General features: G+C 65.6%; 14 protein-coding genes. 8 read left to right on the top strand and 6 right to left on the bottom strand.

What is annotated here, in order from left to right; translation table 11 throughout:
• Positions 1 to 63: 63 nt before the first annotated feature.
• From coaD to queA, 5 genes are all read left to right on the top strand, one after another.
• Positions 64 to 564 (top strand): pantetheine-phosphate adenylyltransferase, encoded by a 501-nt coding sequence (coaD, locus tag B2W55_RS18010; protein ID WP_291532262.1) that lies wholly within the window; start codon positions 64 to 66, stop codon positions 562 to 564.
• Between the two features lie 47 nt (positions 565 to 611).
• Positions 612 to 1,175: a peptidylprolyl isomerase gene (locus tag B2W55_RS18005; protein WP_024583991.1), complete on the top strand. Its 564-nt coding sequence runs from the start codon at positions 612 to 614 to the stop codon at positions 1,173 to 1,175.
• Positions 1,176 to 1,181: 6 nt separating this feature from the next.
• Positions 1,182 to 1,622, top strand: a complete 441-nt coding sequence (locus B2W55_RS18000) for a hypothetical protein (RefSeq protein ID WP_024583992.1) — start codon at positions 1,182 to 1,184, stop codon at positions 1,620 to 1,622.
• Positions 1,598 to 2,062, top strand: a complete 465-nt coding sequence (locus B2W55_RS17995; RefSeq protein ID WP_024583993.1) for a peptidylprolyl isomerase — start codon at positions 1,598 to 1,600, stop codon at positions 2,060 to 2,062. Before B2W55_RS18000 ends, B2W55_RS17995 begins: the two co-directional genes overlap by 25 nt.
• 65 nt (positions 2,063 to 2,127) lie before the next feature.
• Complete coding sequence (gene queA / locus B2W55_RS17990; RefSeq protein ID WP_024583994.1) at positions 2,128 to 3,204, top strand: tRNA preQ1(34) S-adenosylmethionine ribosyltransferase-isomerase QueA; 1,077 nt, start codon at positions 2,128 to 2,130, stop codon at positions 3,202 to 3,204.
• 148 nt (positions 3,205 to 3,352) lie between these two features.
• Here the strand turns inward: queA and B2W55_RS17985 are convergent, their stop codons facing one another.
• From B2W55_RS17985 to B2W55_RS17970, 4 genes are all read right to left on the bottom strand, one after another.
• Complete coding sequence (locus tag B2W55_RS17985) at positions 3,353 to 4,390, bottom strand: aspartate-semialdehyde dehydrogenase (protein WP_024583995.1); 1,038 nt, start codon at positions 4,388 to 4,390, stop codon at positions 3,353 to 3,355.
• Between the two features lie 241 nt (positions 4,391 to 4,631).
• On the bottom strand, positions 4,632 to 5,249 hold the full coding sequence (locus B2W55_RS17980) for a PepSY domain-containing protein (RefSeq protein ID WP_043855389.1): 618 nt from the start codon (positions 5,247 to 5,249) through the stop codon (positions 4,632 to 4,634).
• A 295-nt stretch (positions 5,250 to 5,544) separates the two neighbouring features.
• Entirely contained in the window at positions 5,545 to 6,306 is a 762-nt protein-coding gene (locus tag B2W55_RS17975; protein WP_024583997.1) for a TetR/AcrR family transcriptional regulator, read from the bottom strand.
• Positions 6,307 to 6,402: 96 nt separating this feature from the next.
• Entirely contained in the window at positions 6,403 to 7,536 is a 1,134-nt protein-coding gene (locus B2W55_RS17970; RefSeq protein ID WP_029879905.1) for a patatin-like phospholipase family protein, read from the bottom strand.
• Between the two features lie 253 nt (positions 7,537 to 7,789).
• On the opposite strand from B2W55_RS17970, the gene tgt reads away from it, so the two are divergent.
• Positions 7,790 to 8,923, top strand: a complete 1,134-nt coding sequence (gene tgt, locus B2W55_RS17965) for a tRNA guanosine(34) transglycosylase Tgt (RefSeq protein ID WP_024583999.1) — start codon at positions 7,790 to 7,792, stop codon at positions 8,921 to 8,923.
• Positions 8,924 to 8,933: 10 nt separating this feature from the next.
• Here the strand turns inward: tgt and B2W55_RS17960 are convergent, their stop codons facing one another.
• Positions 8,934 to 9,149, bottom strand: a complete 216-nt coding sequence (locus B2W55_RS17960) for a hypothetical protein (RefSeq protein ID WP_024584000.1) — start codon at positions 9,147 to 9,149, stop codon at positions 8,934 to 8,936.
• A 226-nt stretch (positions 9,150 to 9,375) separates the two neighbouring features.
• On the opposite strand from B2W55_RS17960, the gene cysK reads away from it, so the two are divergent.
• Both cysK and B2W55_RS17950 read left to right on the top strand, forming a co-directional pair.
• Positions 9,376 to 10,350 carry a cysteine synthase A gene (gene cysK / locus B2W55_RS17955; protein ID WP_024584001.1) on the top strand — a complete coding sequence of 325 codons (975 nt, stop codon included), beginning with the start codon at positions 9,376 to 9,378 and terminating at the stop codon, positions 10,348 to 10,350.
• A gap of 18 nt (positions 10,351 to 10,368) precedes the next feature.
• Positions 10,369 to 10,608 carry a BrnA antitoxin family protein gene (locus B2W55_RS17950; protein ID WP_024584002.1) on the top strand — a complete coding sequence of 80 codons (240 nt, stop codon included), beginning with the start codon at positions 10,369 to 10,371 and terminating at the stop codon, positions 10,606 to 10,608.
• Between the two features lie 75 nt (positions 10,609 to 10,683).
• Here the strand turns inward: B2W55_RS17950 and B2W55_RS17945 are convergent, their stop codons facing one another.
• Positions 10,684 to 11,559: a DMT family transporter gene (locus B2W55_RS17945; RefSeq protein ID WP_024584003.1), complete on the bottom strand. Its 876-nt coding sequence runs from the start codon at positions 11,557 to 11,559 to the stop codon at positions 10,684 to 10,686.
• Positions 11,560 to 11,646: the final 87 nt, after the last annotated feature.

Genomic DNA, 11,646 nt, shown 5'->3' with positions numbered 1-11,646 from the left:
TGCCGTGATCGGCGCGTATTGCGAATTGCCTTCGCCGCGCAACGGCTCTAGAAGCCTCGCACGATGACAGAGCGCACCGCCATCTATGCCGGCTCCTTCGATCCGCTGACCAACGGCCATCTCGACGTGGTCCGGCAGGCCGTCGGCCTGTGCGACCGCCTGATCGTCGCCATCGGCGTCCACCCCGGCAAGAAGCCGCTGTTTTCCACCGAGGAACGGCTGGCCATGGTCCATGAGGTGTTCGGTCCGATCGCCCAGAAGGCGGGCTGCGCCTTCGAGAGCGCGACCTATGACAACCTCACGGTCGCGGCCGCACGCGCGGCCAAGGCCACCATCATGATTCGCGGCCTGCGCGACGGCACCGATCTCGATTACGAGATGCAATTGGCCGGCATGAACGAGGCGATGGCGCCCGAGGTGCATACCGTGTTCGTTCCGGCGTCGGTCGGCGTCCGCCCGATCACCGCCACACTGGTGCGCCAAATCGCCCAGATGGGCGGCGACTTCTCTGCATTCGTGCCGTCATCAGTCGCCGCTAGCCTGAAGGCCAAGTTCGCCGGTTGATCCCGGCGGCCCGCCATATCCAGAACGTCCAGAGATCCGGAGTTTCCATGATCCGCATTCTTGCATTCGTTGCCGCGCTGCTCTGCGTCGTGCCCGCGGTCGCGCAGCCGCTGCCCGCCAATCTCGACAAGGCCAATGCGATCGTGATCGACACCACCAAGGGCCGCATCGTCATCAAGCTGCGCACCGACATCGCGCCGAAGCACGCCGAGCGCATCAAGCAGCTCGCGCGCGAGGGCTTCTACAACAACGTGCCGTTCCATCGCGTGATGGATGGCTTCATGGCGCAGACCGGCGACGGCCAGAATTTCAACGGCACCGGCGGCTCGAAATATCCGAACCTGAAGCAGGAATTCTCCCAGGTGCCGTTCAAGCGCGGTATCGTCGGCATGGCCCGGCGCGGCGACAGCGTGGACAGCGCCAATTCGCAGTTCTTCATCATGTTCGCCGACGGGCCGAGCCTCAACGGCCAGTACACCGTGATCGGCGAGGTGGTGTCGGGCATGGATGTGGTCGACAAGCTGAAGAAGGCGCCCGCGGGCTCGCCGAGCGGCAGCGTCACCGATCCGGACAAGATGGTGAAGGTCCAGGTCGCATCCGACATCAAGTGATCCATGATGGCGGCGCGCAGCAGACCACTCGCCTGGTTCGCCGCGCCGCTGCCGGTGTGGCTCGCGCTGGGCGGATCGGCGGTGGCCCAGCCGGAGCAACTCGATACGATCAGGGACGTCGTCCTTGCCATCCACCGCTGCTGGCGGCCGCCGCCGGCGGACAAGGCCGGTCCGATCGACATCACCGTGATCGTCAGCTTCAACCGCGAGGGCGCGATCCTCGGTCATCCCAGGATCAGCTATGAATCGCAGGAGGCGACCGACAGTGACCGGATCGCATACCGGGTCGCGGTGATGGAGGCGTTGCAACGCTGCACGCCGTTGCCATTTACCGAGGGCCTCGGCGGCGCGGTGGCTGGCCGTCCCTTCGCGATCCCGTTCAGGAACAAGAAATATCCACCCCGAAGCCAGGAGAAGCGAGCATGGCTGCTACCGAAAATACTCTGATCCTCGAAACCACCCAGGGCCCGGTCACGATCGAGATGCGGCCGGACCTCGCGCCGGGCCACGTCGCGCGGATCAAGGAGCTGGTGCGCGAGGGCTTCTACGACGGCATCGTGTTCCACCGCGTGATCGACGGCTTCATGGCGCAGACCGGCTGTCCGCAGGGCACCGGCATGGGCGGCTCCGGCAAGAAGCTGAAGGCCGAATTCAACAAGGAGCCGCATGTCCGCGGCACCGCCTCGATGGCCCGCGCCGCCAATCCGGATTCCGGTGACAGCCAGTTCTTCATCTGCTTCGACGATGCTTCCTTCCTCAACGGCCAGTACACGGTCTGGGGCAAGGTCACCGAGGGCATGGAGAATGTCGACAAGATCAAGCGCGGCGAGCCGGTGAAGGACCCGGACAAGATCGTCAAGGCGCGCATGGCCGCCGACGCCTCCTGATCAACCGAGCGTCATTCCGGGGCGATGCGCCCCGGAGTGACCGCGTTCGAGTAGCCAACGCGCCGATGCGCACCGACCTGTTCGACTTCGAGCTTCCGCCCGACAGCATCGCGCTCCGCCCCGCGAGCCCGCGCGATTCCGCGCGGCTATTGGTGGTGCATCCGGACGGCGTGCTGCGCGATGCCACGATCGCCGACCTGCCGCATTGGCTGGAGCCGGGCGATCAGATCGTCGTCAACGACACCAAGGTGATCGCAGCCCAGCTCAAGGGCCGCCGGATCGGACGCGAGACCGAGCCGAAGATCGAGGCGACCTTGATCAAGCGGCTCGACGGCTCGCGCTGGCAGGCGCTGGTCAAGCCGGCCAAGAAGCTCGGCCCCGGCGACACCATCCGGTTCGGCAATGAGGGCAAGGTCTGCCTGCTCGGCCATCTCGATGCGACCGTCGAGGCGAAGGGACAGGAAGGCGAGGTGACATTGTCATTCTCGTTCCACGGCCCGGCGCTCGACCAGGCGATCGCCGATGTCGGCGCGACGCCGCTGCCGCCCTACATCGCTTCCAAACGCACGCCTGACGACCAGGACGTCAGCGACTACCAGACCATGTTCGCCGCCAATGAGGGCGCGGTGGCGGCACCGACCGCAGGGCTGCATTTCACGCCGGCGCTGGAAGCCGCGCTGCGCGCTCGCGGCGTCGCGCTGCATCGGCTGACGCTGCATGTCGGGGCGGGGACGTTCCTGCCGGTCAAGACCGAGGAGACCTCGGAGCACAGGATGCATGCCGAATGGGGCTGCATCAGCGCCGAGACCGCGTCCGCCTTGAATGCCGCGCGCGCCAATGGCGGCCGGATCGTCGCGATCGGCACCACGTCGATGCGGCTGCTGGAGAGCGCCACCACACCGGACGGCGAGGTCCAGCCGTTCGCCGCCGAAACCTCGATCTTCATCACGCCGGGCTATCGCTTCCGCGCGGTCGATATCCTGCTGACCAATTTCCACCTGCCGCGCTCGACGCTGTTCATGCTGGTCTCGGCTTTCTCGGGCCTGGAGACCATGCAGGGCGCCTACGCCCATGCGATCAAGAGCGGCTACCGGTTCTATTCGTACGGTGATGCGTGCCTGCTGTTTCGGGCAAAGAGTTAGGTCCGCAAGCACAGCCATTTCACCGTCACCCCTGAGGAGGCCGCGTAGCGGCCGTCTCGAAGGGCGACGGCCCCGACCGGGGCCGATGCATCCTTCGAGACGCGCTTCGCGCTCCTCAGGATGGGGTTTGGCATCGCCCCGTCGTCCCTCACGCGAGCGCGCGTTCGGGCAACAGCTCGGCGATCTGCACCGCGTTCAGCGCGGCGCCCTTGAGCAGCTGATCGGCCGCGACGAACATCGAGATCGAGTGGCCCGAAGGATCGCTCAGATCCTTGCGGATGCGGCCGACCAGCACGTCGTCCTGGCCGGAGGCGTCGATCGGCATCGGGAAGTAGTTCTTGGCGCGATCGTCGACGATCTTGACGCCCGGCGCCTGCGCCATGATCGCGCGGACCTGGTCCTCGGTGATCGGCTTCTCGCATTCGAAGGTGATCGCCTCGCAATGCGCGCGCAGCACCGGCACCCGCACGCAGGTGACGCCGATCGCGATCTTCTCGTCCTCGAAGATCTTGCGGGTCTCCTTGATGACCTTGGTCTCCTCGTCGTTGTAGCCAGTGTCCGGATCGACCGCCGTGTTGTGGTTGAACAGGTTGAAGGCGTAGGGATGCGGCATCACCTTCGGGGTGAAGACCTGTCCGTTGAGATTGGCGCGGGTCGATTCGACGAGCTCGTCCATCGCGGCCGCACCGGCGCCGCTCGCGGCCTGGTAGGTCGAGATGATGACGCGCTTGATGCGGTTCTTCTGGTGGATCGGCCACAGCGGCACCAGCGCGGTGATGGCGGCGCAGTTCGGGTTGGCGATGATGCCCTTGTGGTCACGGATGCGGTTGGCGTTGATCTCGGGGATCACCAGCGGCACGTTCGGGTCCATCCGGAAGGCCGAGGAATTGTCGACCACGACGGCGCCGGACTTCACGGCGAGCGGCGCGAACTTCTTCGAGATGCCGCTGCCGGCCGAGAACAGCGCGATGTCGACGCCCTCGAAGGCGCGCTCGGTGAGCTCCTCGATCACGACCGGCTTGCCGCGGAATTCGACGGTCTTGCCGGCCGAGCGGGCGCTGGCCAGCGCCTTCAGCCTGCCGACGCGGAAGCCGCGCTTGTCCATGGTGGCGATGAATTCGGCGCCGACTGCGCCGGTGACGCCGACAATCGCGACGACGGGATCGTTACTCACTTTGTCCTCCATTCAGGATGTGTTGGATGTGATGCAGGCAATAAAAAAGCCCCGGACCTTCATCAGGCGGGGCTTCGGCTAGAGATGGTGCGGTGGTTCGACCGACTACGCGCGCACGCCTCCCGAGGCCCCGGAGAGCTCAGTGGTTTTGGTCGTGCGTTTGGTCGCGGTGATCATGGTCGCGACTTATGCGGGAGAGATCGGCGGCCGTCAACGGCTTTCAGGCGAAATTCTGGCGGCGCTCCCGCGGACCTTACCGCCTGCGCGCAGCCGGCGGCTCGAGGATGACTTCTTTCAGGTCGCTGCCGGCAAGCACGACGATCACGAAATTGAGCTTGCCGCGTTCGCGCATCAAGCCGCCGCTGATCGCCTTGCCCGAGGTCGTGTGTTCGGCGACCCGCACCGCATCGGCGAGGCGATGCCGGAGCGCCCGGAGCACGGCGAGATTGCTGCGGTCCTCGGCGCCGAGCGACGTCAGCGGCGAGGCGGCCTCGCCACCCACCACTTCGCCGGTCGCCGCATCGATGGCGTGGCGCCAGATACGGTCCTGCTGCATGGTCTTGACCCGGTAGACCGCGGGAAACGACGCGCCGTCGAAACTGATGTCGGCGGTGATCGCACCGGCATGCAGCGCCTCGGCGATCGCCATCGCCTTGCGCAGCGAGATCTGGGCGGCCTGGAAGCTGTCGAGCTCGCGGCGCACCGCATGCACGTCGAGCGCGCTGTCATCGTCCTGCGGGGTGAGCGCGGCGGCGGCCGAGCTCGTGATCGCATGGGCCGGCGACGCCAGCGGCAGAGCCAGCAACGCGGCCGCCAGCAACCATGTCCCGAATCCCCAATGTCGCGATGCGCGCAATCGTCCTGTCCTCATCGTCGAACCTGTATCGAAACTGAGCTCGCGCGTTGCCCGCGCTGTCGAGCGGCCGCGTGGGGCCGAGAAAGTGCGGCCGACCCCAGTTAGTCAGAGGTCGGCCGCCGAACGTTCAGACGGAGCGATGGCGGCAGCTCCGTCGTGACGGTCGAAGTTTACAAGGTGACGCGAAATCCGTTGGGGGGCTGAACTAGGGTTTCGTGTCTCTTTGCAACTAAACAATACGGTTTCGTTCTGTTTATTCAAGGCTCATCACGGCAACGTGTAAGACGATAAAATGATCCAAAAATACCGTTCAGCGCGCCGGCCTGCGGCGTGGCTTCGTCGCTTCCTTGGTCCCTTCCTTGGCCATGCTGCGGAGCCGGTCCCGCGGTCCGACGGCGCCAGCCAGAAACAGCCGGATCGAGACTTCCATCCGCGTTTCGGCGGCCTTCATGTCGATCGGAATCCCGAACGTCGCCATCCGGTGAGTGTGGCCGACCACCATATTGAGGAAGGTTTCGGCGGCGATCGTGGTGTCCTCGAGATCGAGCACGCCCTTGTCCGCCAGATGGTCGAAGAAACCCGCGGTCGTTGACACGGCTTTCGACCAGCCCTCGTCGACGGCGAGCTTGGCGACCTCGGGGAAATTGATCGCTTGCGCGGTGAGTATCCTGCTGAAGGCGATGGAGTCGGCGCTGCAATTCAGCACCAATAGCTGGCGGCCGAGTTCGATCAGCCGTTCCTCGGCCGAGCCGTCGCAGCTCCCGTCGCCGCGTGCTTCGGCCGCCGCGGCGGCGAGGGGGGCCAGCCAGCGGGCGATCTCGCGCCGGAGCACCGCGGTGAACAGACCGCGCTTGTCGCCATACTGTCCATAGACGGTAGGTTTGCTGACGCGGGCGGCCTCGGCCACGGCGTCGATCGACGTCGCATCGAAGCCGCGCTCGAGGAACAGGCGGGTGGCGACCTCGATCAGCCGCTGGTCGCGCTCGATCGCGGCATCCCGGGTCGGCCGGCCGCCGCGTGACTTGGTCACGCTGCGTTTGGCCGCTTTGGCCCTGGTTGCCGTCAATCCCATTGCCCATTCATCTCGTTGTGCGTCGGACGGGTCTGTCCGGGTCTATAACCCGGGCGGTGCGGATTCGTCCATGTGGCGGTACCGTGGGGCGCCGTTTCAGGGCGGCGTCGCGGTCCAGGCGTGCCCCGTGGCCGCCTTGTCGTAGCCGTACTGGTAGAGCGCGCGCATATAGGCGGTGTCGAAGCCCTGCGTTTCCGGCGCCGGATAGTCGCGCTCGATGTAGGACAAATGGAAGCCCAGCCGGTTGCGCCGGGCGAAATCATAGGTCGACAGGATCACGGAGCGGGTCTGCGCCTGCGTGATCGCGGAAATGCTGCGCGAGGCGACGTCGATCGTCGAGTTCGACACCAACTCGAAATTGCCCTCGAGCTTCTTGTTGACGAGAATGTAGATGTTCATGCGGCCGCTGGCCGGCCAGGCGCGCTCCCGGAACATCAGCGCGTCCGGCAGCGTCAGCACCGGCGCGGTGACGCCGCCATCGACATGCATCTCCTGGAAGCGGCGGCCCTGGCCCTCGGCGTCGATCATGATCGGTGGAAACACCAGCGGGATCGAGGCGGAGGCGGCCATCACGTCGCGAAACAGCTGCAACGCCTCAGGCGTTCCGACCGCGGCGATCCGTCCCATGTCCCAGATCACCGTGCGCTGGGTGTCGAGGTCGGTGGTAACGATCAGGAGCTTTCGGCCTTTGGCGTTTTCGCGCGCCACCTCGCTCAGGATGTCCTGGCCGACATAGCGCGCCACCAGTTCGCGCAGCCGCTTGTTGCCGAACAACCCGGAGCCGAACAGCACCCGCATCAGGCTCGGATCCTGCAACAGGCTTTCCGCGATGCCCGATGTGTAGACCTCCCTCAGCGTGTCGTCGTAGCGCGAGCCCAGGAAGGCAAAGGGGGCAATCAGCCCGCCGGTGCTGACGCCCGAGACCACCGAAAAGGCCGGACGGTTGCCGGCCGCGGTCCAGCCATTGAGGATGCCGACGCCATAGGCACCGTCGGCGCCGCCGCCGGAGAGTGCGAGATAGGTCTTGATCGGGGCGAGGTCGTTCTTCTCGGGCCGGAATTTCGATGCCGGCTCGTCGGCGTAACGGCGCAGCCCGTCGAGATCGAGCACCCGCGAATTGGCGGCATCCGCGGCCGTGTAGGGCGTCCGCGGCAGCGAGCTGCATGCCGCCAACGCGACAGTGAAGCCGCACAGCAGGATCAGTTGACGGATCGCGCGAACCAAACTCATCCGATGGCGGATGCCGTCAGGCCGGGTGGCGGAGGGTGGCAACATCTCGCTCGGTCAGGTTTCGCGCAGATCGCAGTCGCGGCGGCAAGTTCCGCCGTCTTATTGTTGACATAAAACGATACGGTTTCGTTTTGTTTAACCCAAGGCTGGTTCCACGGCAAGCTTTGGAGCGGCCCACCGCGTTCACGAAGTCGCGTGAGAGCCGTTATCGGACGGGTTGATCGGGTCGCGGCGACACGCAATAAGCAGCCGCATGAATCTTCCCAATCATTTCGAACTGCTGGCAACCGACGGCGCGGCCCGCACCGGCCGCCTGACCACGCCGCATGGCGTGGTGCGGACGCCGGCGTTCATGCCGGTCGGCACCGCAGGTGCCATGAAGGGCATGCATTGGCGCGAGGTGCGCGATGCCGGGGCCGATATCGTGCTCGGCAACACCTATCACCTGATGCTGCGGCCGAGCGCCGAGCGCGTTGCCGGGCTTGGCGGCCTGCAACGTTTCACCGGCTGGGGCGGCCCGATGCTGACCGATTCCGGCGGTTTCCAGGTGATGTCGCTCTCGGAGCTGCGCAAGGTGACCGAGCAGGCGGTGACCTTCCGGTCGCATATCGACGGCGCCAAGGTCGAGCTGTCGCCGGAGCGGTCGATCGAGGTGCAGCGGCTGCTCGGCTCCGACATTGCGATGCAGATGGACGAATGCGTGCGGCTGCCGGCGGAGCGCGCCGACATCGAGCGCGCGATGCAGCTCTCGCTGCGCTGGGCCGAGCGTTCCAAGCGTGCCTTCGACAGCGCGCCGGACGGCTACATGCTGTTCGGCATCGTGCAGGGCGGCGACGTCCCCGATCTCCGACACGCCAGCGCGCGCGGGCTGACCGACATCGGCTTTCATGGTTATGCGATCGGCGGGCTGGCGGTCGGCGAGCCGCAGGCGGTGATGCTGGCGATGATCGAGGAGACCGCGCCGGCGCTGCCGTCGGATCGGCCGCGCTATCTGATGGGCGTCGGCACTCCGGAGGACATTCTGGAAGCCGTGGCGCGCGGCGTCGACATGTTCGACTGTGTGATGCCGACACGGAACGGACGGCACGGCATGGCGTTCACCCGTTTCGGGCAGATCAACCTGCGCAACGCCCGGCACATGGACGATCCGCGTCCGCTCGACGACGAGAGCCCGTGGCCGGCGGCACGGAGCTATTCGCGCGCCTATCTGCATCATCTGGTGCGCGCAGGCGAAACCCTTGGGGCAATGCTGCTGTCCGAAATCAACGTCGCCTATTACCAGGAGCTGATGCAGGGCATCCGCGACGCGGTGGCGAACGGCACGTTCGAGGACTTCAGAACGAAAACGCGCGCCGGATGGGCGCGCGGTGACATCGCTCCGAGGTGAGCGTGTGTGATCAGTTGCACACGATCGGCTTCACCGTGTGCTTGGTGACGAACCCGTAACCGCAGGTGTCGCAGGTCCAGAGATAGCTGATCAAATTGTCATAAAGGTACGCGGACGCTTCCGCGGCGATCATCGAGTCCGCGCACACCGGACAGGTCGGCAGATCGCTGCCGCGCGGATCGGGCTTAGACGCGACGGTCGACAGAACCTCAGCAAGAGCTGGCATCGTGACCTCCTTTGCGTTCTGAGCTGCACCTTACCAAGGCATATAGTCCGATTTGTTTGACCTTGTCGCAACACAAATGCGTTGGTTTTACGTTATTTACGCAGGTTCTGATTTTGCGGTGCAACGAATTCGTGCCGCGGCGGTTTCTCACTTGCGCGTCATGATGCGCTGCTTCTAATGAGAGAAAGACCGCATTCCCGGCACATTCCGCGACAGGAGCCGCCTGATGGACGCGACATCGACAACGAGTGCAGTGCAACCCGGACGCGGACGCGTCTTTGACTCCATCGTCGATGCGATCGGCTCGACGCCGATCGTGCGGCTGCGCAGGCTGCCGCAGGCGGGTGGCGTCAACGCCACGATCCTGGCCAAGCTGGAGTACTTCAACCCGGCGGCCAGCGTGAAGGACCGCATCGGTGCTGCGATGATCGTGGCGATGGAGAGGGCCGGCATCATCAACGCCGACACCGTGCTGATCGAGCCGACCTCGGGCAACACCGGGATCGCGCTCGCCTATGTCGCGGCGTCGCGCGGCTATCGGCTGAAGCTCGTGATGCCGGAATCTATGTCGATCGAGCGGCGGCGGATGCTTGCATTCCTCGGCGCCGAGATCGTGCTGACCCCGGCCGCGCAGGGCATGAAAGGCTCGATCGCGACCGCGGAAGAACTGGTACGCACGACGCCGAACGCGGTGATGCCGCAGCAGTTCAAGAACCTCGCCAATCCCGAAATCCATCGCCGCACCACCGCCGAGGAGATCTGGAACGACACTGGCGGCAACATCGACTATTTCGTCGCCGGTGTCGGTACCGGAGGCACCATCACCGGGGTCGGGCAGGTGCTGAAGCCGCGCAAGCCGTCGTTGCGGGTCGTCGCGGTGGAGCCGGAGGAGAGCCCGGTGCTGTCGGGCGGCCAGCACACGCCGCACAAGATCCAGGGCATCGGCGCCGGCTTCGTCCCCGACATTCTCGACCGCGCCGTGATCGACGAGATCGTCAAGATCAACAGCGCGACCGCGATCGAGACCTCACGCGCGCTCGCACGCAACGAAGGCATTCCCGGCGGTATCTCATCGGGCGCCGCGATCGCGGCGGCGCTGCAAATCGGCAAGCGGCCGGAAGCTGCGGGCAAGACCATTCTGGCGATTGTGCCGTCATTCTCGGAGCGCTATCTCTCGACGGCGTTGTTCGAAGGAATCTGAGACACAGGAATCCAGGATATGGCCGATCAGCCGAGGCGACCGCGAACCCTGAACGATGCCCGCAGCGAAGCCGAGGCGGCGTTCAAGCGCGCCACCACCAAGGTCGCTGACGCGCCGCCCAAAACCGTTGCGGTCCCCGGTGTCCGCGAACAGGTCACGCTGCGGATCGATCAGGATGTGCTGGAGTATTTCCAGCAGGGCGGCCCCGGCTGGCAGGACCGCATCAACGCGGCGCTGCGCAAGGCCGCCGGCAAGTAGCGCGTCCGAGACAAGGGAGCCCGGGATGACCCCCGGGCTGTTTGTCGTGATGGTTGGGCCGGTGGCCCCGATGCGTCACGATGCGCGGACCACCTCGCGCGCGCCGGGCCTCAAGTTCAGCAGGTTGCCGGCCAGGATCATCGCTGCGCCGAGCACGGTGAATGCGTCGAGCCGTTCGGCGTAGATCAGCCAGCCGACGATCGCCGTCAGCGGCACCCGGATGAAATCCATCGGGATCACGACGGTCGCATCGGCGTGGAGCAACGCGCGCGCCATGCAATAATGCGAGAAGGTGCCGCAGAACGCGATGACGGTGAGCCAGCCCCAGGTCGAGAGCGGCGGCCAGGTCCAGACATAGAGCGCGGGCCCGAGGCTGGCGAGCGACTGCACCACCAGCATCCAGAAGATGATTGCAAGCGTCTGCTCGGTCCGCGTCAGCGACTTCACGATCGCGACCGAGATGCCGAAGCCGACCGCGGCGGCAAGCGCGATCAACTGGCCCGGATTGATCGCGCCGGTCGCCGGCCGCACGATCACCAGCACGCCGACCAGGCCGAGCACGATTGCGACGACCTTCCGGGACGTCATCCGCTCGCCGAGGAAGCCGGCCGCGAGGATCGCGGTCCAGATCGGCATCGTGAATTCGATCGCGACCACCTGGCCGATCGGAATCAGCGTGAGCGCAAAGAACCAGCCCAGCTGCGCGCAGAAGTGGATCAGGTTGCGCGCGATGTGAACGTGCACGCGTGCGGTCTTCACGACGGCAAAGCCGCCATTCATCCGGATCAGCGGATACAGCATCACGAAGCCGAGCACGCCGCGAACGGCCATCAGCTGGAAGACGTTGACCTCGCGCGTCGCCTCGCGGCCGGCCACCGCCACGACCAGCATCATCGCGAGCCAACCGGACATCCAGAGTGCTGCGCGGGTCTTTGAAGGCGTACGGTCCATGGCGGGAGATGAGCAGGGAGGGATTTCCCGTATCGGCGAGCTGAAGCGAATTTGCAACGCTCAATTCCGCCGACGTGGTGATGTGCC

Origin of the sequence: Bradyrhizobium sp. UBA2491 (assembly GCF_002341725.1) — a bacterium.
In the GTDB taxonomy this organism is placed as follows: domain Bacteria; phylum Pseudomonadota; class Alphaproteobacteria; order Rhizobiales; family Xanthobacteraceae; genus Bradyrhizobium.
The sequence above is the reverse complement of the archived record's forward strand: the minus strand, read 5'-3'. Positions and strand labels throughout refer to the sequence as shown.